The 25,784-nt window shown below is 71.4% G+C and carries 1 protein-coding gene (only partly in view); it reads left to right on the forward strand.

Translation table 11 applies throughout. The features are described from left to right. On the forward strand, positions 1-25,784 hold the 5' portion of the coding sequence (locus tag KIK06_RS08895; protein ID WP_268642755.1) for an ADP-ribosyltransferase. It continues 1,369 nt past the right edge of the window; 25,784 of the gene's 27,153 nt are visible here — the first part of the coding sequence; the start codon lies at positions 1-3; its stop codon lies beyond the right edge, outside the window.

Genomic DNA, 25,784 nt, shown 5'->3' on the forward strand with positions numbered 1-25,784 from the left:
GTGCCGTTCGACCACGACATGAGCAACGGGTGGCGGTACACACTCGCGACGCTCGTGGGGATCGTCCTGCCCTCGGCCAGCCCGCCCCGTCTGAACGCCCTGGCCGATCTCCACGACACCGTCGGGCACCGCGTCACCCAGGAGCTCATGGACCACCTGGAGATGGTGCGCCGCAAGGTGCGCGCCGACTTCTCCGGTCAGGCGGCGAACTACTTCGACCGGTCGGTCTCCCAGTTCACCACCGGAGAGAACAACTACGTCGGCAAGGTCGGGGAGATCTCGGCCCAGATGTCGGGCCTCCTGCGCAAGGCCAGTGCGAACGCCGAGTACATGGCCATGATGATCCTCGGCCAACTGATCCAGCTGATCGTGGAGATCGCCTGGGCGATCGCCTCCGCCTACTGGACGTTCGGCGCCTCCCTGAAGTGGATCCCCATCTTCAAGGCGATCCGCAGCCTGGCCATGCGCCGCATCCTCGCCTGGTTCCTGCTCACCGTCCCCAGCCACCTGGTCATCTCGCAGATCTTCGCGAGCATGGACAGCATCATCCAGCGGATCCAGATCGACAAGGGCACGCGCGACGGGTGGGACCACGACCTGACCAAGGGCGCGCACATCGGCGCCGTCTTCGAGGGGCTGATCTCCGCGGGCCTGTCGGGCGGGATCGACGTCCTGCTCGGCGGCCAGGTCACGAAGGTCATCAACAAGAACCTGCTCGACCTCGACGACCTCCCGGACCCGCCGCCGGTCACCAACCCGAAAGCGGGACCGGAGGACGCGCCGCCGGTCACCACCCCCAAGCCGGAGCCGGGTCCGGACGTCGAGCCACCGCCGGGCGGGGGGCTCAACAATGACCTGGCCTCGGTGTTCACACGGCACAGCGACGAACTCGGCGTCCCCTACAAGCAGGGCGACGTGCCCGGAATCGGCAGCTGGGCCAACGACGTCAGCGCCGCGAACCTGCGCAACGACTTCGCCGACCTGTTCGAGCGCCACTTCGGCGACGAACTGGGCTCGACGGCCGCGAGGAAACTGGGCGACGACTACGCCGACGCCTTCGCCAAGAACTGGTCCAGTCCCCACCTGTCCACGCACCTGAGGCAGGCGCTGGGGGACTCGCTTCCGTCCTCGGTCCGGGACCACCTCGCCGACACGGTTCCCAACACGCTCTCCAAGGGCCTCAGCGACCTCCGTACCGGAAAGGGCGCCTACGCCCAGAACCTGGGTCTGGGCGCGGCCACCGGGGCACTGGAGGGCTACCTCGGCGAGGGCGTGTCCAGTGCGGCCATGGAAGGCGACTGGAAGGCCTCCGGGTTCTCCGCCAGCGCGGGCGCCAGCCAGGCGACGACGCAGACGGTGGTGACGGACGCCTCCGTCGCGGGCATCGACTCGGTGCGCGGCGGCCCCGACCTGCCGCCGCCGCTCACCGCTCCGCCGGCGACGTCCTCCGGTGACACGACCGGCAGCGCGTCGGACGACGTCGTCACGGACACCGGCGCGACCGACGAGGACGGATCGAACCGGGACTCCGACAAGGACGGCGGTTCGAACGGCCGCGGCGGTGCTGACGGTCGTGGTCCCGGGAACGACGGCGCGTCGGACGGCCGTGGGGGCGGAAACGACAGCGACGCGGAGACCCTGGTCGGGGACGGGGCCGACAGCGACGCGGAGACCCTCGTCGGGGACGGGGCCGACGACACGAACGAGGCCACCGGGCGAGGCGAGGAGACCCGCGACTCCGGGAGCGACGACGCCACGGGTACACGCGGCACCGACGTGTCCGGGAGCACCGGTGACCGCGGGGGTGCGAACGGCAGCGGCGCCACCGGGGGCTCGGGCGGCCGAGCGGGTGCTGACGGCACGGCCAGCCCCAACAGCGTCGCGGACGCCTCCGGCGCCGGGAGGGACCCGGCGGCCGCGCAGGAGGACGTGCCGAACCCGGCGGAGGTGTCGTCGAGCGACAACCCCTACGTCTCCCCCTTCTCGTCCGAACTCATCACCGCCCCCGAGACCGGATCCGCCGACCGGACCGCCCCGGCCGGCGAAGCCACGCAGGTCGAAGGCGACGACCGGGGCACACCGACCGACACGGCCGCGCGGGGCCAGGCCAACGACCGGGACGCCTCCGACCGGACCGCCCCGGCCGGTGAGACCGGACCGGCTCAGGTCGGCGACGCGGGCGAATCGACCCGGGCACCCGAGGACGAGACCCCGTCCGCCGCGTCCGAGGCTCCTGCCCGGTCCGATGACGACCGGAACACCACGGAGTCCGGCGCGGACGTCGACTGGCCCCTCGGCGACCTGTACGAGTCCACCGACGCGGAGCGCACGGGCGACGCCCCGGCGCCGTTCGCGCCCCCGTTGTCACCCTTCGGCCTCCTCGACCCCAAGGAATCCCTCCTCACCCCCGATCTCGGCTTCCTCGACCCCAAGGCCGACCTCGCGCTCCCCCGGTCTCCCCTCTCGTGGATGGTCGACGACCTCCAGGTCTTCGCCGTCCCCGAGATCACGATCGACCCGCCCGCGGACACCGCGGCCGACGAGAACGCGCCCCCCGCCACCCAGGCGACCACGGGCACGGCCCCGGTCACCGGTCAGGGCAACACGGCCCAGCAGTCCGCGACCCGACAGCCCGGGAACCAGCAGTCCACGGCCCAACAGCAGAACCCGGGAACGCAACCCGCGACCCGCACCACTCCCCCGGGGCAGCAGGGGCAGCAGGAGCAGCAGCCGAACCCGCGGCCTCCGGCGGCCGTTCCGACGACGAGCCGCGACGCGGACGGCCACGACACCGCGGACTCGGCGCCCGCGCCGCCCCGGCGGGTGGCCACCGCCTCCGAGGCGTCGGACCACGCCCAGCCCACCCAGGACCGGACCACGACGACGCCCGACCGCCAGGCGCCCCCGCCCGGGGACGCGGACACCGACCGGGACCAGACCAGACCGACGCCCGACCGCCAGGCGCCCCCGCCCGAGGACACCACCCAGACCCAGGACCAGGGCCACGACCAGACCCAGTCCGCACCCAACCCGGCCGACGGAACACCGCCTCCGCCCCCACCCCGAACCGAGTACGAGGGCACCTTCACCCCGGACCGGTCCGGGACCTCCTACGACCTGGGCTACCTGACCACGACCAATCTGTACGGCCCGCACATGGTCACCGCGGAGAACGTCGACACCTTCGTCGACGCCGCCCTCAACGAGGTGCCCGACCTCGACGACCAGGGCCGACAGCGGTTCATGGACGCGTTCGCGGAGCTCTTCGAACGCTTCGGCCCGCGTCCCTTCCTCGCCCCCGGCGGACATCCCGTACAGGTCCAAGGCGACGACGGGACATGGTCGGCCCACCTGTCCCTGACCCTGTCCGACCACTTCTACCAGGTCCCCACCGACCCCCCGGATGAAGGCAGTGAATCCAAGTTCCTGCGGATGTGGGCCTCGGGAAGCGGTGTCAACGCCAGTGACGGCGGCTCGCGCGGCGGGAACAAGTCCGTGGGGACGAAGTTCACCGTCAATCCGCTCTACGTGGCCGACATCGCCGGCGGACCCCACGCGGGCCCGCTGGTCTCCGTCGGCGGCCGGTTCGGCACCGGAGTACGCACCACCAGTCACGGCGCCTCCAGGACCGCCAGCTCCGACACCGAGATCTGGCAGCTCGCTCCGCCCCATCTCTACGCCGCCGACCTGGACATGGAGCTGACGGTCACGCCGCCGTCGGCGCCCCGGCGGACCAGCGGGGCCGAGAACACGCAGTCGGCCCCCTCCCCCGCCCCCCACACCCGTCGAGCCCGCTCGACCAACGGTCTGGTGATCACCTCACCGGGAGCGGTCACCACCAACACCGACGCACCCGATCACATCCAGCTGCACTCCGGCCCCACCCCGCCCTCCGGGCAGCGGCCGCGTCCGGCCCTGAATCTTCCCGGCAGCGGAGCGGGGCACCCCCTCCAGGTCGGTGATATCACCCTCGTCCCCGGCGACGCCGGTACCACCGGCGACGGCTCCCACCACACCGAGCTGGGGCCGTGGGTCGCCGACTACCTGCTCAACAGCCACACGTTGGGCTTGGCCACGTGGCTCAACGAACACCTCCCCGGTGGAGCCAAGCGACGCCGGGAGCGAATCGACGAGTTCCGCCACAACGTCGAGCGGCTCTTCCACCCCGACCAGATGCAGGACCTCCTGCCGCAGATCGGCAACACCCCGGCCAGCATCCGCATCTTCACGCCCGAGGGCGGCGAGCAGATCATGAAGCTGTGGAGTGTGCCCACCGCGTACCACCGCAAGGACCACGCACCACCGGTGCTGGAACTCCTGCACTACCACAGCTCCACCAAGAGCACCTCCATCTCACTCAACCGCAGCACCGGAGCCAGCGGCACCGGCGGCGGCGGGTTCGGCATCCACGCCGAACTGCCCAACGGCCGCAGCATCCGGTTGGACGCCCCGTTCGTGGAGTACGCCTTCTCCACGGGCTCCAACTCCACCACCACGCGCGAGCAGACCGCCATGTCCAGGTCCTACACGCATGGGACCGAGTACGCGGCCTACGGCGTCGAACGCGACTACTACCTCCAGTTCGAGGGTGACGCCCGGACCCACCACTTCCACGGCACCTCGTCCGAGATCCTGGCCACGGAGGACGCCCAGGCGATAGAGAGGCAGGCCACGACCGCCCGAGGCGGCGCCGGCGACGCGACCCGCGATTCCGGACAGAACGCCTCCGAGCCTCGGGTACCGCCCTTCAGCAACCTGCGTGTCGACCGCCCCCGGGATCTGAGCGGAGCCGACATCCGGGGATTCGACTGGCCCTCCGCGAACACCCCGACGACCGGGCAGACCACCACGGGCGAGGACGCCGCCGACTCCGGGCGCGACCACGACCGCACGGTCTACGAGGAACTGGGCCACCGGATCCTCACCGGCATCGCCCACCACCGCCCCGGCCTGGTCATCCCGGAACTGGCCCGTTCCCGAGGCGCCTACGCCCGCCGCCCCGGCAACGCCGACGCCCCCTACTTCGACCGCTCTCCACGCGAACACACCGGGCTGCGCCGCGACCACGACACCGCGCGTGAGAACACGATGCGGATCCTGGACGCCCTCTCCGAGTCCAGCATGAAGGGCTCACGTGACGACCTGACCAGGAACGGCCTCACCGTCCACCTGACCGAGACCGCCACCATCGACCTCCCGTCAACGGCCACGCTCAAGGAGGGCCTGCGCCCGGACGTGGTGACTCTGCGCGTCTTCGCCGACGTCGGTCCGCTGCGCCACAGCTCCGAGTCCGGCATCAGCACGGGCGGGAAGGTCTACGGCACCTCCGGGCTGGGTCGATCGGACAGCCACGGCCACACGCACAGCCTCACCGGCACCGTGGGTATGAACACCCGACAGGGCACCGGATCCGACGCCCGCGGCGTCCCCGCCCGCTGGGGCGCCCCCTCGGTCTCGACCACGGTGTCCCGTGGTGCGAACCACGCCGTCCGCCAGAACGTCGCCCACACCAGCGCCGACGGGACCATGGACTACGGCGGCAGCGACGTGTGGACCTCCGACACCAGGTTCCACGCCCGCCTGTACGAGCACGACGACGTCGGTCTGGTCCGCGGCGACGCGCCGCCGTTGCGCGAACGCGGTCTGCCGCTGTTGGGCGAGGGGCTGGACACGACGATGGTCCTGGCCACCCCCAAGGCGCGCCCGGCCCGGTCCGCGGGGGCGACGCCGCCTCCGCCTCCCGCGGACCCCGCACCGCTCACGCCCGAACAGGCGCGCGAGATCATCCGTGGCGGGTTCGTCCCCGACCAGCCGGTGCCCGGGCCCTCGACCGCTCCACAGGACCAGAGCGCCCCGCTCCCCCTCCCCCAGCGTCGGGCCCGGGAGATCCTCCGACACGGCGCCACCATCGAGCACGTCAACACCAACCTGGACGGCGGTCCGAACCACCCCGATCTGCTCCAGCGCACCTACGACACCTTCTCCACCACGCGCAGCGGCCTGCACACGGGCTACAGCCGCAAGCTCGAGCACTACCTCCAGGGCAGGGCAAGCGCCCGGGAACTGTTCGAGAACCGCCTGTCGGGGATGCACCTGGCCACCGACCCGAGCGCGATCACACCGACGGGGTCACGCACGCGCCAGGAGATGAGCGGCGGCTTGTTCTCCCCGCACGACATCCGCGCGATCATCGCGACCAAGGTCGAGTTCGACGCGGTCCACGACTTCGTCTCGATGGACACGCAGATCTGGTGGACCGGTGTCACCGAGATCGGTCTGGCCACCAACGACTCCACCACCAGGAAGTGGTCGCTGCGGACCGGAGCGGGTATCACCGAGAACCCCAACCCGGCGGGCACGGACAACTCCCTACCCAGCGAGGCGATCCGCCCCATCCCGGTCTGGGGCCCCTCCTTCGGTTTCACCCCCTCCAGCACCTCCTCGTCCAGGACGCACTCGAACAGTTTCTCCTCCTACACGTTCCTCCTCCCGAAGGTCGCGTGGTCCTACGCGTTCCGAGGTTCGGGTCACCTCACCCAGGCCGTCGAGTTCCTGAAGAACTGGAGCATCGGCCCCACCCTTCCGTGGAGCAGCCAGTACCGCGGCTGGCACGTCCCGGTGAGCGACCTGTTCTCGGGGTACGTGCACGCCAACGACGCCTTCGCGCTGAACCTGGTCCACGACGCCGTGACCGACACCGACCAGGGCCCCGAGCTCGGTTCCCAGCCGAACCCGAAAAAGCCCGAGGGCTGGTCGGCCGGCCCCGGTTTGGAACACCTCGGTCGGCAGATGCGGCCCTTCGACCCCGGCGCCGCCCTGCAGAACCTCACCGACGACCTCGCGCGCGACGGAATGGAGTTGACCGGCCACAGCCGCGAGCAGATCCTGCACGCGCTCACCACCCAGCTGGGTCACCAGTCCGCCACCACGCGGCCGGGCGAACAGTCCGTCAAGGCGGTACCGGTTCCGGTGCGCGTGCGCCCGATCGGGCAGCCCGTGCACACGGCCACCGACGCCACGATGTACGTGGACCTGCGTACGACCGCGACCCGCACCGAGTACGTCAGCTACGCGAGCGACTACATCGAGTCGCGGACCTGGACCGAAGCCGACGGCCGGGGCCGCAGCAGCGCCACCTCGCGCACGGCGGGCATGGACGGCACCCTGCTCCAGCCGACCGGCTACGACGGGGACCGGAGCGGCCCCGACGACCAACCGGGGAGCCGCCTGCTGTTCGTGGCCCCCCAAGCCGGGCTGTCCGGAGGGTCGGGCACCCGCCAGAGCACGAACGTCTCGGACTCGGTGTCCCGCACGGTCGAGCTCGAATGGCCGACCCCGTTCGCGAAGCTCGTCCAGGACATCGACCTCACCCTCACCCTGAAGGTCGGCGACGCCGAGACCGGCCAGAACCAGGACGGCACCCCCGAGACGGATCGGAACCAGGGCGGCAACCGCAATCCCCTTCGCGGGGGAAGCGGACGCTCCACCTTCACGGGTCGCGGTGGGGCGGGGCAGATCGAGACCGTCTTCCCGTTCTCCTACCTGGTCTCCACTCCCCCGCCCCAGGCCAGCCCCTCCCCCACGGAATCGGACGGTTCCACCGCGCAGGCCGGCCCCTCCGGTGCCGGCCCGGCGCGGGGACCGGGTGACCAGGAGGCCTCCCCGGCGCCCACCACCGCTCCCGAACACCCCGACGACACCCCGCACGCCTCACTCGACGACATGATGCGCAGCTGGGCGAGGGACACACGCGAGGCCGCTCCGGACCAGATCCCTCCCACCCACGACACGGTCATTCTCCCGACCGGGGTACAGGGTTCAGGCCAGTCGATTCGGGACACCGCCCACATCGTCGTCGCCAAGTCGCTCGGCTGGACCCCACCCGCCGACGCCGTGCGGGACGGGGCCTACACACCGCACGCCATCGCCGACGCCCGTGCCCACGTCGCCAAGGAGCTCAAGCTCGACACCCGCCACGACGCCATCGACCACAGCCTGGACAACCTCGCCCTCCAGGGCCTGTACCCCAGCGCCTCCCGCGACGACGACGGCGTGCGGCTGCTGAGCATCGGACGCACCGACTGGAGTGTCAAGGCACTACCCGACATGTCCGCCCCCACGGTCCTGGACATCATCCCCGCCGCCAGGATCAGCGACAACCTCTCCCACGGTGGCGGCCAGGGCACCACCCGGGAGGTCTCCTCCACCATCGACGGCAGTGCGAACGCGGTGCGCCCCATGGGGATGAGTACCGAGGCCGCCCACGACTACGACAACCACCAGGGGATCTACACCGGGAGCGGCCCCGCCCCCAGTTCCTCCCGCACCAACAGCGAGCACCGCGGCGCCAACCAGCCGATCAAGCGCTACCCCGAGTCCGACAGGCTCCGGCAGGGCAACGCCTACCTGGTCGAGTTCGACACCAGGTGGGCCATCGGCGCCACGTCGAAACTGCGTGACTCCGCCTTCTCCAAGGTGCGCGGATGGTTCGGCGACCGTTCCTCGCCTCCGGCACGCTGGCAGCTCGGGGAGACCTCCACCCGCGTCTCCGGGTGGGTCTCCGAGGAGGACGCGATCGGGTTGGGCATCCTCACCCGTGACCGGGCCGAGGACCTGAAGCCGGTGGTGCGCGAACTCGACCTGGCGCGCGATCGGTTCGCCCAGGCCGAGGAGGCCTACTACGAGGCCCGCCGCCCGCTGGAGGCCCTCGCCGAGGAGGTGGTCAGCGGCCGGGACCGCGACGCCGCCCAGCAGCGGTACGACGAACGGAAAGCCGACTACGACCAGGCTCTGAGCGCCTTCAACGACGCCATCGACCATTGGGTGAAGACCCTCAACGAGGTCCGCCGGGTCGTCAGGGACCCGCGCGATATGGTCATCCCCGACTTCCAGGGCAAGGGGAAAGGGAAGGGAAAGGCCCCCGCGTGGATCGACGGCGCCGGGCCCCTGCCCCCCATCACCGAATCCCCGGAGGACGTCCCCGACATCAAGGGCAAGGCCCCCGAACGAAGCGACGACACCCGGTCCCCGGCACCCGTCACCGAATCCGTCGAGGACACGGCGGACACCGCCGCCGAGGGGGACCCGAGCCTCGCCAACAGGTTCCGATCGACGCTGAACCCCGAGTCCACGCCGTCGCCCGGCCCGGCGACCACAGGCGACGACCGGGCGGCCACCGACAGCGACCAGGCGACGACCGGCGACGACCGGGCGTCCCGGGACAGCGCGGCCCAGGAGCAGCGCCTGCGCGATACCGAGGAACAGCACCTCCGCGACGAGGCCGCGGACCTGTTCGGTCAGGCCGAGAACGTCCGAGCCGAGATCCTGGCCGCCCAGGGCCGGGCCGACCAGGCGGCGACCGACGTGCGCAGCCTCCAGGGGGCTGTGGCTCAGCTCCGGGACCACGACCTTCCGTCCGCTGAGAGGGACTTCCAGTCCGCTGGCGGGGAACTCGACCAACTCCGCGTCCAGACCGACGCGGCCCGCCGGGCCGCCGCCGACGCCGCGGCGAAGGCCCGGGAGGCGGCCGACGAGGCGACCGGTCTCGGCAGAAGGTACGAGACTCAGAAGTCCGCCGCCGACGCCGCACGGACCGACGCCGAAAGGGCCGGTGAGGACGCGGAGAGGGCGGACGACGAGTACGCCGACGCCGCACACGGCCTGGAGGAACGTCGGCACGAGACGGCCGCGGCCGAGCGAGCGCTGAACGGCCTCCGCGCGCGTCTGCCCGAGGTGGAGAACGCGGCCCGGGAAGCCCGTGGCGCCTACGAGGCGGCGGCCGCCGCGTCCGCCGATGGCCAGGGCGCGGAGAACGTCCCCTCAGCCGAAGCCGTTCAGCGGCTGAGGGACACGGCCGACGGCGCGGACCGGCGGCTGAACGAGGCCCGCGACGAGATCGAGCGGAGTGCCGACGGTCTCGACGCCCGGGAGCGGGACGATGCCCGGGCCGGGGAACACGTCCAGGAACTGCTCGAACGGGCGGAGGAACGACGCGCGCGGGCCGACGAGGCCGCCGGGCACCGGGACGACCAGCAGCGGGCCGCCGCCGAGCTTCGCGACCTGCGCGACAGCGCCCAAGAGAGCGCCGCGGCGGCCGACCAGCGCGCGCGGGACCGCGCCGCGACGGCCGCCGGTCTCCAAACCGCTCTGGGCGAGGCCGAGCAACGGTTCGCCAACGCCCGGGACGAGCGGGACTCCCTGAGGGACCGGCTCACGGACGCCCGGGACGAGCTCGACACCCGAAGCGCCGAGCTCCGCGACGCCCGGAACGAGGTCGCCACACTCACCGACGACGCGCGCAACCTCGAACGGCAGGCGCGACAACGCCTGGACGAGGCCGACGAGCTGCGCGAGCGGTCACGGAAGGCGAAGCAGGCGGGGGACGAGGAGGCCGGAGACCGGCCGACCTCCGACGACGCGCCCGCGAACCAGGGGGCCGGGGAGCGCCGTGCCGCCGACCCCGGCATCGAACTCAGCACCTCGTCCGGTGCCGTCCGAGCCTCGGACGGGGACGACGGGGACCAGGACGCCGCGAGTGACAGCGACGGTTCGGACGCCAGTACCGTCCGTCCGCCGCGCACTGACGTGTCGCACCTGACCGACCCGACCGTCATGGCCGTCTTCACCCCGTCCACGCGGGGGTGGCCCGCGCCGCCCGCCTGGGGCCAGGGCCTGGGCCCCGAGGGCATGGCGGGGGCGCGGACGTTCGACACCTCCGAGGGCTCCGCGGCGTACCTGACGCGGCACATGCCCACGCCGGAGATGAACGAGACGGAGCGGGCCTACGTCCGGTACTACACGGCCGAGGGCAGCTACGTCATCAACGACGAGCTGCGTTCGGGGGTCACGCCGGAGCGTGCCACGTCGAGTATGCGGGAGGCGGTACGCCACCTGGACGGGGTACTGGAGCGCTCCTCGCCCCCCGAGCCGATCCTGCTCCAGCGGAGCATCGACACCCTGCCCGAGGCGCTCGACACCTCACCGAGCTCCCCCGACGACATGATGGCGCTGGTCGGTCGGACGTTCACCGATCCGGGTTACGGGTCCGCCGCCATGTCGCATCAGCCGATCCACCCCGAACGGCGCATCCAACTCTCCGTCAGGGTGCCGCGGGGCTACCCCGCGCTGAACGCGATGGACGTCCCCGGTGTCACGAACCGCGACGAGCACGAGGTCATTCTCCGCCGGGACACCACGTACCTCATCCACAGTGTCCGAGAGCTGGAGCCCGACCAGTACGGTCTCCGGCACTGGGCGATCGAGCTCGAGATCGTGCCGGACGGATGGACCCCGACCGACGTCACCGCCATGCCCGTGTTCACCTCTCCCGGCCAGGGTGGGGAACAGACCGCGGGATCGACCGACACCGCCACCGGCGACCGGAACGACGGGCGCGGTGACGCCTCCGCCAGTGGTCGGGGCGGCGGTCGCGGCAACGGCGCCGGGGCCGGGCGTGGCACGGGCGGCGGTTCCGCCGCGGGAAGAGGACGCGGTCAGGGTGCTCCCCCGCCTCCTGACACGCGGGACGACGACGTCGACCGGCCGCTCGGCGACACGGGCGGCGCGGCCACCGAGCGCGCGACCCGACCGGCGGACACCCTGGCGGACCTGCTCGGCCCGCTCAAGCCTCCGTCGTGGCTGACCGGTCTGGATCCGAAGGAGCCGACCGCGACCTTCGACCTGGACACCAAACGGCCCTTCGACCCCAACGGTCTGCTCCAGATGCCGTTCCCGGACAGCGCGCCCACCACCACGGTCGACGGCACTGACCAGCCGTCCGTCCAAGGGATGGAGCAGGCGCCGACCACGGTGTGGGCGCCGCCCCCCGCCTGGGGTGAGGGCGTCCGGCCCCAGGGCATGCGCGACGGCCGCGCCCTGGACGGTCCCGCGGACCTGTCCCAGGTCCTACCACCGACCACCCTGACCGACGAGCAGACAACCGCCGTCAGCGACTTCACCGCACCCGGCGGCGACACCACCGTCAACGACGCGCTGCGCAACGGAACCGACACCGGGGACACACGCACCACCGCAGAGACCCTCGACTCGCTGATCGCCCAGTCAAGCGTCTCCGAACCGGTCGTGCTCAACCACCGCACGAACAGCTCGTTCGCCGAACGGCTGGGAGCCTCCCCCGCCGATCCGGAGTCGATGCGCGGCCTGATCGGACGGACCTTCACCGAGCCCGGATACGTCACCGCGACCACCACGGCCCCGCCGCTGGACCACCGCAACCCCGTCGACGTGGTGATCAGGGTCCCCGAGGGCTTCCCCGCGCTCAACACCGCGGGCTCCTCCGATCCTCACCCGGGGGACGGGCCCGACGCGGTGCTGCGGCGCGGGACCACGTTCGTCGTCCACGACGTCCGACAGGTGCCTGACGAGCTCTACGACAACGACCACTGGGTGGTCGAGGCCGAGGTCGTGCCGGACGGATGGACACCGCCCGCCGACTGGCGCTCGACTCCCCGCGACGGCGAGGGAGGACTCCCGGCCGCGCCTCGACCCGAGTCGGGGGCGACCGGCGACCTCATGGCCATGCCGGTCTTCACACCCCGCTCCGGCCCTGCCCAGATCCCGGGCACCGTCGGAGCGGACGGGATCCGGCGATTCTCCTCGTTCCTGGAGGGCGCGAGATACGGCGACCAGTTCCTCGACGACCCGCGGTGGAACCGCAACGCGTTCCGGACCCGAACGGTCGAGCAGCAGCGTGCCGTCCTCGCCTACACCACCAGCAGCTGGCCGTACAACGACGTGCTCAGGGCCCGGGACGACGACGCCCGGGAGGAGCTGCTGGAGGACTGGTACGACGACGACGGAGACGGCTTTCCCCTGTACGAGCTGTCAGGATGGCCGCTGCGGCCTCCGACGCTCCAGGACATCCAGGACGCCTACGGGCGTCCCGGTCTGACCCCGGACCAGCGAAACATGATCGTCGACATCCTGACTTCCGGGGATCCCGACAGGACGCTCGCCGATCTGCGGGACGACGCTGGACGCGCTGGGCACCTGGTCGACTCGTTCGGACACTTCCCCACCCTCCAGGACCTCTACGACCGGATCTCCCTCATCGACCAGGCGCTCGACGCCAGTTACCTGCCTGAACCCCTGGAGGCGCACCGAGGTCTCTGGGGAGTCAACTTCATGGACGGCTTCGACCCGGACGACCCACAGGCGCTCGTGGGAACCGTGCAGACGGAAGCGGGCTACCTCTCCACCTCCCTCGGAGACGGGGCCGCGATCATCGGCATGCCCCGTTGGCCGGTCCATCTCCACCTCACCCTTCCCGCCGGGACCAGGGGGCTGTGGCTGGGCGGAAACAGCACCGCCCCCGAACAGCGGGAACTGCTCCTGCCACGGAACACCAGCTACCGGATCACCGGGGTCACCCAGGACGACGACGGCAAGATCCACATCGAAGCAGAGGTCCTGGTATCGCCCCCGGCCCACGTCGGCGGCGGCCATTCCCCCTCTTCCGCCCACCCCCTGGAGGACGGCGACCCCGACCGCACCGTCAGCGACCACGACAACGGTCAGGATGACGGACGCGGCACCGGTGCCGGGCGCGGTTCCGGTGACGGTTCACGCGGTGGTACGGGGCGGGGCGCACCTCCGGCCGGGGCGCGCGACGGCGACGGCGTCGACCGGTCGCTCGGAGACGTCGACGTCGACGACACCCGGAACGGCGCCCATCCCCCCGAGAGCACGACCGCGCCCCCGGACGGGCCGCTGGACGTGTTCGGCCTCATCAAGCCGCCGTTCACGCTGCCGGAGCTGGACCCCAAGCGGCTCCTGGACCCCAACGGGCTCCTCGCCCCGGCCCTTCCGCGCACAGCGAGTGACACCTCGCGCCCGTTGCCGCCCGACGTGACCGTCATGTCGGCCTTCACGCCCGAGCCGGGGCTGTGGGACAGCGACGACCTGCCCCTACCCGACCTGGACTGGATGGCCACCGATCCCGCTCCGGCCCAGAGACCGGACCAGACCCCGGACCCGGGCCTCACACCGTCCCCGGGCGCCATGGACTGGGCGCTGGACATCCCGTCCGACACCGACTCCCGACCCGGAGCCGTCGACCAGGAAGGACCCGTCGACGTCGACGACCGTCCGGGCACGATCGGCGGGGACGGCGTCCGACGCTTCGCCACCGACGGGGAGGGACTGTCCTACGGTGACAGGATTCTCGGTGATCCCGACACGAACCCCCACTCCTACCCGAACCTGCCCGAGGACCACCGGCGAGCGATCGACGGGTACACCGACCCCGACAGGATCCCCTACGACCGGCTCCTGCGGGCCCCGGACGACCAGACCCGACAGCGGATACTGCAGGAGCTGAGCTCGGACCGCGGCTGGAGCTTCCCCCTGTACGAGCTGACGGGGCCGGACCCGCGCACACCGACGATGTGGGACATCGGCGTCGCGGCCGGCCGGTCCGACGAGCTGACACTGGCTCAGCAGAGCTTCGTCGACGCCATCCTGAGCGCTTCCGACCCCCTTGAGGCACTCACCCACTGGAGGGACCAGGCGGGAGGCGCCGCTCGGTTGATCGATGCGTTCGGTCGCTTCCCCACACTCGAGGACATCGCTCAGCGCGTCAGCCTCATCGATGAGGCGATCGGTCGCAATCCGCTGCCCGAGCCCCTGCTCGTCCGGTGGGACGTGCACGACATCTCCCTCCTGACCGGGTACGACCCGGACGACCCGGATTCGCTCGTGGGGACGGTCCAGACCGAACGGGGCTACCCACCAACCTCCCTGGGAGCGGGAGCGCGGGTACCCGGGTCGGAGCGCGCGCCCTTCCAGTTCCACCTGACCCTGCCCGACGGAACGCACGGCCTGTGGCTGGGCGACCGCGCCGACACCCGGGCCGACGCTCGCGGGCTGCTCCTGCCGCGCGGCACCCGGTACCGGATCACGGGCGTCCGGACCGAGGGCACCGGAGCCGACAGAACCCTCCACATCGACGCCACCGTCCTGCCGCACGAGCCGGACACCGGTGGCGACCGGCCCTCCCCCTCCGTCGACGTCGACAATCCCCCGGACACCGTCGGCGAGGACGCCTCCACCCACGACGACGCCGGTGACGGCGCGCCGGTCACGAACCAGGACGCCGACGGCCTGGCCGCGGATCAGCCTGCCTCCTCCGCCGCGTCCACCGCGGTCCGGAGCCCGGCCCCGTCCCCGGGCGCGGGAGCCATGGACTGGGCACCGGACGCGACGCCCGCACCCGACACCGACTCCCGAGCCGGATCCGCCGCACAGGAAGGCCCCGTCGACGTCGACCACCGTCCGGGCACCGTCGGCGAGGACGGCGTCCGACGCTTCGCCACCGACGAGGAGGCCGAGGAGTACGGCGAGGAGTTCCTCGACGACCCCGACACCAACCCCCACGCCTACCCGAACCTGCCCGCCGACCAGCGGACCGCGATCGACAGGTACGCCCACCCCGACCGGGACCTCTACAACCGGATCCTGCGGGCCCCGGACCACCGGAGCCGACAGCGGATCCTGCAGGACCTGCGCGCGGACGGGAGACCGGGCTTCGCCCTGTACGAGCTGACGGGACCGGGCCTGCGACCGCCGACGATGGCCGACATCCAGAGCGCCTTCGACCGGCGCCACGAGCTCACGAACACGCAGCGGGACCTCGTCGAGAGCATCGTGAACGCCGCGGACCCCCCGTCGGGTCTGGCCCGCTGGAGGCGACGGGCGGGCTACGCGGGCCGGTTGAGCGACTCCTACGGCCGCTTCCCCACGGTCGGCGACATCCTCGACCGCGTCCGCCTCATCGACCGGGTGATCGCCGGCAACCCGCTGCCCGAACCCCTGACCACCCACCGGGGACTGCACACGGTCGACTTCATGACCGGGTACGACCCGAACGACCTGAACGCGCTCGTGGGGACGGTCCAGACCGACTCCGCGTTCCTGTCGACCTCCCTGGGAGCGGGAGCACAGGCACCCGGATCGGAGCGCGCGCCCTTCCAACTCCACCTGACCCTGCCCGACGGAACGCACGGCCTCTGGCTGAACGGCTACACCGGATCCTCGGCCGACGCCCGCGAACTGCTCCTGCCGCGCGACATCCGGTACCGGATCACGGGCGTCCGGACCGAGGGCACCGGAGACGACAGAACCGTCCACATCGACGCCACCGTCCTGCCCCCCGAACCGAAGACCGATGACGACCGCCCGGGCAGGGTCGGCGAGGACGGCGTCCGACGCTTCGCCACCAATGAGGAGGCCGAGGAGTACGGCGAGGAGTTCCTCGACGACCCCGACACCAACCCCCACGCCTACCCGAACCTGCCCGCCGACCAGCGGACCGCGATCGAGGGATACACCGATCCCGACCGCGACCCCTACAACCGCGTCCTGCGGGCCCCGGACCACTGGAGCCGACAGCTGGTCCTGGCGGAGGTGCGCTCGAACGGCGGGCCGGGCTTCGCCCTGTACGAGTTGACGGGACCACTCCTGCGACCGCCGACGATGGCGGACGTCACCGGAGCCCACGCTCGGCGCGACGACCTGACCGAGGCGCAGAGGGCCGTGGTCGACGACATCATGGGGCACGCTCCCGGAGCGCGGGAACAGCGCCTCGACCACTGGAGGCGGCGGGCGGGCTACGCGGGCCGGTTGAGCGACTCCTTCGGCCGCTTCCCCACGGTCGGCGACATCCTCGACCGCGTCCGCCTCATCGACGAGGCGATCGGTCGCAACCCGCTGCCCGAACCCCTGCTCGCTCATCGCGGGCTGCACACGGTCGACTTCATGACCGGGTACGACCCGAACGACCTGAACGCGCTCGTGGGGACGGTCCAGACCGACTCCGCGTTCCTGTCGACCTCCCTGGGTGTGCGAGGACGAGCGCCGGACTCCGGACACACCCCCTTCCAGCTCCACCTGACCCTGCCCGACGGAACGCACGGCCTCTGGCTGAACGGCTACACCGAATCCTCCGCGGACGACCGCGAACTGCTCCTGCCGCGCGGCACCCGGTACCGGATCACGGGCGTCCGGACCGAGGGCACCGGAAGCGACAGAACCGTCCACATCGACGCCACCGTCCTGCCCCCCGAACCGAAGACCGATGACGACCCTCCGCTGTCGCCGGTCACGGACGGCTCGCACTGGGACCCGGTCTTCCCCTCCGGCCCCGAACCCGACTTCGGCTCGTCCGACACGGACTCGGCGGCCACCGCCTCCGCCCCGGCCCGGAGCCCCGCGCCGTCTCCTGACTCGGGAGTCATGGACTGGGCACCGGACGCGACGCCCGCGCCCGACCCCGACTCCCGAGCCGGATCCGCCGCACAGGAAGGCCCCGTCGACGTCGACCACCGTCCGGGCACCGTCGGCGAGGACGGCGTCCGACGCTTCGCCACCGACGAGGAAGCGGAGGAGTACGGCAGGTACGTTCTCGGCGACCCCGACACCAACCCCCACGCCTACCCGAACCTGCCCGCCGACCGACGGGCCGCGATCGACGGATACGCCCACCACACCAGCACCCCCTACGACCGCATCCTGCGGGCCCCGGACGACCAGAGCCGACAGCGGATCCTGGAGGAGCTGTACTCGAACAGCGGCCAGGGGTTCGTCCTGTACGAGCTGACGGGTCCGGACATGCGCAGGCCGACGGTGGCCGACATCCAGAGCGCCTTCGACCGGCGCCACGAGCTCACGAACACGCAGCAGGTCCTCGTCCGCGACATCACGGGCTTCGCCCCCACCGAGCGGGAGAGGCGACTCGCCTACTGGTTGCACCAGGCAGGAGCCGCCGGACGGTTGAGCGACTCCTTCGGCCGCTTCCCCACGGTCGGCGACATCCTCGACCGCGCCCGCCTCATGGATGAGGCGGTCCGCGGCAACCGGCTGCCCGAGCCCCTGACCGTTCACCAGGGCCTGCGCGACATCTCCTTCATGACCGGGTACGATCCGAACGACCTCGACAGGCTCGTGGGTTCGATCCGCAACGATCCGACCTTCCTGTCGACCTCCCTGGGCACGGGGGTCGAGACGCCCGGCTGGCCCCGCCACCCGTTCCAGCTCCACCTGACCCTTCCCAGCGGAACGCACGGCCTCTGGCTGGGCGGCCACACCGGCGCCCCGGGCAACACCCGCACGCTGCTCCTACCGCGCGACACCCGATACCGGATCACGGGCGTCCGGACCGAGGGCACCGGGAGCGACAGGATCGTCCACCTCGACGCCACCGTCCTTCCGCCCGAGCCGGACAGTGGTGGTGACCAGTCCTCGCCTTCCACCGACGTCGACGATCTCCCGGGATTCGTCGGCGAGGGCGGCTCTGCCCGCACCGACAGCGACGAGGTGTCGGCCGCGGACCCGACCCCCGACGACCAGGACGGGATGTCCGACTCGGACTTCACGGCCGACAGCCCCGCCCCAGCCCAAAGCCCACGGTCGGACGACATGGGCTGGGCGCCAGACATCGCGTCCGACTCCGAGTCCGGAGCCGGAACGCAGGCCGGGCCCAGCAGCGGTGACCATCGCCCGGGCACCATCGGCGCAGACGGCGTCCGACGCTTCGACAGCGACGAGGACGGACAGGCCTACGGCGCGACGTACCTCGACGACCCCGACCGCAACCCCCACGCGTTCGAGATGCTGCCGCAGGACCAGCAGGGGGCGATCGACGGGTACGTCATCCGCGACAGGGCCCCCTACGACCGGATCCTGCGGGCCCCCAACGACCAGGCCCGACAGCAGGTCCTGCAGGAGCTGATGTCGGACCGCGGCGTCGGCATCCCCCTGTACGAGCTGGCGAGACCGCACCTGCGTCCACCGACGATGGCCGACATCGTCGACGCCTACGACCGGCGCAACGAACTCACAGACGCGCAACGGATCATCGTCCACAACATCCTCACCGCCGGCGACCCCGCCGCGGCACTGACCCGTTGGAGGGGTCAGGCGGGATACGCCGGACAGTTGATCGACGCGTTCGGTCGCGTCCCCACGCTCCAGGACATCACCCACGGCTTCGACCTCATCGACCAAGCGATCGACGACAACCCCCTGCCCGAACCCCTGCTCGTCCACCCGAACCTGCACGGCCGGTCCTTCCTTGCCGAGTACGACCCGGATGATCCGAATCAGCTCGTCGGGACGGTCCAGACCGATCCCGCCTACCTGTCGACCTCTCTGGGCGCGGAAGTCGAGGCGCCAGGTGCGGGGCACACGCCCTTCCGACTCCATCTGACCCTGCCCGACGGAACGCACGGCCTGTGGCTGGGCGGCCACACCGGCACCCCGGGCAACACCCGCACGCTGCTCCTACCGCGCGGCACCCGGTACCAGATCACGGGCGTCAGAATCGAGCCCAGCGCAACCCCAGCCGTCGGAGGCAGGACCAGCATCGTCCACATCGACGCCGAGGTCCTCCCGCCCGCACCGGGTAACGATGGCGACCAGCCCGCACCTCCCTTCGACGGACCCCACGACAGCGGCCCGAACGACGGCCAGGGCAGCGGTCAGAGCGACGGTCGTGGTCACACCTCCACCAGCGGGCACGGACGTGGCCCCGCAGCCGGTTCCGGGCGCGGTGCCGGTGGCGGTTCACGCGGGGACACGACCCAGGTCCACGTGCAGCGGGGTAGCACGACCGGTGACGGCGGCCAGGCCGGGGCGTCGGCCAACATGTGGACGCCTCCCCCCACCTGGGGCGAGGGAGTCCGGCCCCAGGGCATGCGCGACGGCCGCGCCCTGGACGGCCCCGCGGACGTGGCGGAGGTCCTGCCGCCGACCGCCCTGCCCGACGAGCAGGCGTCGGTCGTCGGCGACTTCACCGCACCCGGCGGGGACACCGCCGTCAACGACGCCCTGCGCGGCGGAACCGGCCCCGAGGGCGCGCGTACCACCGTGGAGACGCTCGACGGGCTGATCGACCAGTCGCGGGTCTTCGAACCGGTTCTGTTGAACCACCGTACGGATTCGGCGTTCGTCGAACGGTTGGGGGCGTCCCTGTCCGATCCGGAGTCGATGCGCGGTCTGATCGGGCGGACCTTCACCGAGCCGGGGTACGTCGCCACCACCGCCACCACCCCGCCCCTGGACCACCGCAACCCCGTCGACGTGGTCATCCGGGTGCCCGAGGGCTACCCAGCGCTCAAAACCGCGGGCTCCTCGGGTCCCCGGCCCGGGGAAGGTCCGGACGTGGTGCTGCGGCGCGGGGCGACCTTCGTCGTGCACGACGTGCGCCCGGCGGGCGACGAGCTCTACGACAACGACCACTGGACGGTCGAGGTCGAGGTCGTCCCGGACGGGTGGACACCCCCCGCCGACTGGCGCTCCGCCCCGCACGGTGACGCCTCCGCAGGACACCGCGTGCCCGGTATCGATGACGGTCCCAGGATCGGAACGGGGCAGGGTGCACCTCCACTGCCCCAGGCACGTGACAACGACGACTGGCCGCTCGGCGACACCGACGATGCCCCGAGCGACACGTTCACCGACCGCACGACCGCCTCCCCGGACGGGCCGATGGACGTGTACGGCCTCATGAAGCCGCCGTTCTCACCGCTGAGCCTGGACCCGAAGCGGTTCGCTGACCCCAACGGGCTGCTCGACTTCCCCTTCACCCACATCACGGACGAGAACGGAAACCCGTTCACGACCGATCCCATCATCATGCCGGCGTTCGTCCCCCAGCGGGGCGAGGTCGACAGTGAGACGGACGTGGACCACGCGTCGGACATGAGCACCGACTCCGACGGTGGTGTCGGAGACCCGCCCGCACCCGATGCTCCGGGCCCGACCGGTACGTCGGAACTGGATCCGGTGAGTGCCGGCGGGTCGTTCCGCGGTGGTCCCGGTTGGGAGCTGTACGCGCTGAACGGCGGTTCCTGGCCCGACCTGGGCGACATCCTCACGCACGCCGGGCGTGCCGATCTGTCCCCGGTGCAGCGGCGGTTGGTCACGGGGATCCTGAACGCCCCGGACCCTACGGCCGCGCTGCGAAACGTACTGGGGTCGGCGACGGTGCCCGGTTGGGTCGCCGAGCCTTCCGGTAACCCTGCCCCGACCCTCGACGCCCCGGGCTCGGAGGCCGGCTCTGAGTCGGGTTCTGGTTTCGACTCCGATTTCGACCCCGAGGACCTCCCGGGCACCCTGGGCCCGGACGGGGTCCGGCGCTTCGCCACCGACGAGGAGGGCGACGAGTACGGTGAGACGTTCCTGGACGACCTGACCCGGAACCGTCACGCGTTCGACAACCTGCTCCCCGCCCAGCGCAGGGCTGTGTACGGGTACACCAACCCCGGCAGCGACCCCTACAACCAGATCCTGCGGGCCCCGGACCGGGAGAACCGGCAGGAGGTGCTGGACGAGTACCTCGAGGAGGCCGGTGACGGTTTCGCCCTGTACCGGATGACGGGGCCGGACATGCGTCCGCCGACCATGGACGACGTCAGGGCCGCACACGCCTCGCCCGAGGGTCTGACCCAGCAGCAGCGGGAGATCGTCGACGAGATCATGAGTGCCCCGGTCCAGGACCGTGAGGAGCGGCTCGCCGAATGGAGGGAGCGCGCGGACGACGCCGGGGCGTTGAGCGACTCCTTCGGTCGGTTCCCCACGGTCGAGGACATCCTCGCTCGGGTCGCCGTCATCGACCAGGTCATCGCCAACAACCCCCTGCCCGAACCCCTGCTCGTGCACCGGGGGTTGCGCTCGATCGAGTTCATGGACGGTCACGCCCCGGACAACCTGGACGCTCTGGTGGGGACGGTCCAGGCCGACGCGGCGTTCCTGTCGACGTCCCTGGGCGCGAAGGCCCAGGTACCCGGGTGGCAGCGCATGCCATTCGAGCTCCACCTGACCCTGCCTGCGGGGGCGCACGGGTTCTGGTTGGGCAGCCACAGTTCCGTCGACGACCAGCGGGAGCTGCTCCTGCCGCGTGACACCCGGTACCTGATCACGGGGGTCAGAACCGACGACGACGGCATCGTCCACCTCGACGCCGGGGTCCTGCTACCCGACCCGAACACCGCAGAAGTCCAGACCACGTCTGCCGACGACGACCAGAACGACGGCCAGGACGGCAGTGGTCAGGGCGACGAGCGCGGTACCGGTGGCGGCAATGGTTCCGGGCGAGGTGGCGGTTCCGGACACGGCGCGACGGGGCAGGACGCATCCCCACCGCCGGAGATGCGCGACGACGATGACGTCGACTGGCCGCTCGGCGACACCGACGATGCCCCGAGCGACACGTTCACCGACCGCACGACCGCCTCCCCGGACGGCCCGATGGACGTGTACGGCCTGATCAAACCGCCGTTCACGCTTCCGGAACTGGACCCCAAACGGCTCGTGGACCCCAACGGGCTCCTCGACCTTGCCTTCACCGACCTCACACGCGAACACGGCAACCCGCGAGCGGACGACCTCACCGTCATGCCGGCCTTCACCCCCCAGACCCAGATGGGGGACACTGACAGCGACTCCGATTCCGACGGCGACTCCGGAAGTGAGCCTCCCTCGCCCCGCCCCCTTCTGCGGGGCTCCGACAGCGACGCCTACTCCGAAACCGACGCCGAAGACCGGCTCGCCCCGGACACCGCCCAGAGCCCGACACCGTCTTCGGACGAGAACCAGGGGGTGGATCGGACACAGGAACTCCCGTCCGGCTCCGAGGCGGTCCCAGGAACCGATACCCAGGTCCGATCCATCGACGTCGGCAACCTTCCGGGCACGGTGGGCCCGGACGGCGTCCGACGCTTCGCCACTGACCAGGAAGGGGAGAGCTACGGCGAGAACTTCCTCGACGCCGCCGGCACAGTCCGTCACACGTTCCTGTCCCTGCCCGAGGAGACGCAGGACGCGGTCTACGGCTACACCTTTCCCGACAGCGACCCCTACAACCGGATCCTGCGGGCCCCGAACCACCAGAGCCGCGAGGGGATCCTGGAGGAATTGGGCTCGAGGGGAAGAAGGGGCCCGGGTTTCGTCCTGTACGAGATGACGGGGCCGGACATGCGCCCGCCGACGATGCGGGACATCGAACACGCCCACCATCGGCGCGACGGCCTGACGGAGGACCAGCAAGCCCTCGTCAACGACATCATGGGCTCTGCCGCCCCCTCGGAGCGCCTCGACTACTGGATGCGGCATTCGGGTTACGCCGGGCGGTTGAGTGATTCCTTCGGCCATTGGCCCACCGTCGGCGACATCCTCCACCGCATCGGCCGCATCGATGAGGCGATCGACCGCAGCCCCCTGCCCGAGCCCCTGCTCGCGCACCGGGGCCTGTTCAGGATCGACTTCATGAACGGGTTCACGGCGAGCAGCCCTGAGAACCCGGACTACCTGGACAACCTGAGGAACCTCATCGGAACGGTCCAGACCGAACCCGGCTACCTGTCGACCACCCTGGGCGCGGCAGCCCAACTGCCCGGCTGGCGGCCCATGCCGTTCGAGGTCCACCTGATCCTGCCCGACGGAACGCACGGCTTCTGGCTGGGAGGTCACAGCGCCGCCCCGGAACAGCGGGAACTGCTGCTGCCGCGTGACACCCAGTACATGATCAGGGACGTCACCAGGAGCGCCGACGGGACGATCCACTTCGACGCGGACGTCATCGTTCCCGTCGCCGGAGGTGCCCCGGGCGGCATGACCGGCCCGAGGCCGCTGTCCGCCTTCACCTCGCTCCCCGGCACCGTCGGTGATGACGGGGTCCGGCGCTTCGCCTCAGCCGAGGAGGGGGCGAGATACGGCGACGAGTTTCTCGACGACCCCCGGCGGAACCCCGGCGGCTTCCAGGACCTGACGATCGAGCAGCAGGGCGCGGTCCGACAGCTCCTGAAGGAACCACGCCCCTACAACGAGATGTCGTCGGCCTCGAACCGCGAGGCGAAGCTGGACCTTCTACGGGACTGGTTCGCGGACCGCGGTGAGGGGTGGCCCCTGTACGAGATGACCATGGCCGGGGACGAGTGGATCCCCCCGACGTACTTCGACATCGACGATGCCGCACAGTCGGACCTGCCTCCGGCCCAGCGCGCCATGGTCGACGACATCCTGAGTTCCCCCGCCCCCGACGCGCGGATCGCCGAGTTGCTGGGCAAGGCGGGATTCGCCGGGCACCTGGTCGATGCGTTCGGCCACTTCCCGAGCGTCGAGGAGCTCGACCACCAGATCGGCCTCATCGACCAGGCTCTCAACGACACGCACCTGCCCGAGTCCATCCTCGTGCACCAGGATCTGGACAGTGTCGGCTTCCTACGGGAATTCGACCCGAGCAATCCGCAGGCGCTCGTGGACAAGGTCCAGACAGTGTCCGGCTACCTGTCCACCACCCTCGGAGCGCACACCCCACCCGGCTCGGACCCGGCGCCGTTCCACCTCCACCTCACGCTGCCCGCCGGAGCAAGGGGGCTCTGGGTCGAGGGTGAGGGCGGTGACCCGGACCAACAGAAGCTGCTCCTACCGCGCAACACCCGGTACCAGATCACCAAGGTCACCATGGACGACGAAGGAACGCTCCACATCGACGCGGACGTCCTCGTTCCCGCCGCACCCGACAACACCGACCTGACGGTCCTGCGCGTCAGTCTCCCCGAGCTCCCCGACACGGGTCAGCCCGCTCATGACGACAGCGCGGGCTCCGTCAACGAAACAGCGGACCGTGACGGGGCCGCGTCGGGGACCCGTGAGTCCGCCGAGCCCGGGCAGGACACCGACTGGCCCCTCGGCGACGTGGACGACACGCGTGACGGCGCCGCATCGCACCCCGACGGCCACTCACTGCCGCGTGACGGACTGGGAGCGGGGTTCGATCCCAAACCGCTGTTCCCGTTCCTGGACCCCAAAGCGCCCCACGACCCAAACGGACTCCTCGACCGGCCCTTCCCCGGGTTCACCCCCACGGCGTCGACCGAGACGCCGGTGGCGCCCCCCGCCGACCAGGAGAGCACCCCGGCCGTGGACGGTCAGGGCGCCGAGCACCAGGACGGCCGCCGCGACCGCGCCGCCTGGCCGTCACGCATCCCCTGGGGCAGCGGAGTCCAACCCCAGGGCATGCGTGACGGCCAGGCCCTCGGCGAACCCGGCCACGGCACCATGTACCTGGCGCTGCGCATGCCGCCACCCGCCATGACCCCACCGGAGACCTCGGTCGTCCGGGACTTCACCGGAGACGGCGGCACCACCGTCAACGACGCTCTGCGCCACGGCAGCGGGCCCGAAGGCGCCCCAGAGCGCGTACGCGAGGCCGTGGACACCCTCGACACCCTGATCGAACGCTCCACCGCACCCGACCCACTGATCCTGCACCAGCGCGCGGACACCACCTTCACCGACCTCCTGGGCGCCTCCCCCACGGACCCCGGCTCCATGCGCGACCTGATCGGGAGGACCTACACCGACCCCGGATTCACCGCCGCCACCACCGGCGAACCCCCACCCGACTTCCGCGACCCGGTCGACATCCTCATCAGGGTTCCCCGGGGCTACCCCGCCCTCAACACCTCCGACCTCGCCGGCCCTCTGCCCGGCGACGGGCCCGACGTGGTCCTTCGGCGCGGGACCACCTTCGTCGTCCACGGCGTCCGACCGGTCCGCGACGAGCTGTACGACAACGACCACTGGGTGGTCGAGGCCGAGGTCGTGCCGGACGGATGGACACCTCCCGCCGACTGGCGTTCCGACCCCCGCGACGGGGAGGGAGGGCTCCCGCCCGCCCCCACCGCGCGGACTCGCGGCGCGACCCGGAACCCGCTCGCGACCGACCTCACCGTCATGCCGGCCTTCACACCCCAACCCGGCCCCTG

The sequence above is a fragment of the Nocardiopsis sp. EMB25 genome (genome assembly GCF_026797795.1).
Taxonomy (GTDB): Bacteria; Actinomycetota; Actinomycetes; order Streptosporangiales; family Streptosporangiaceae; genus Nocardiopsis; species Nocardiopsis lucentensis.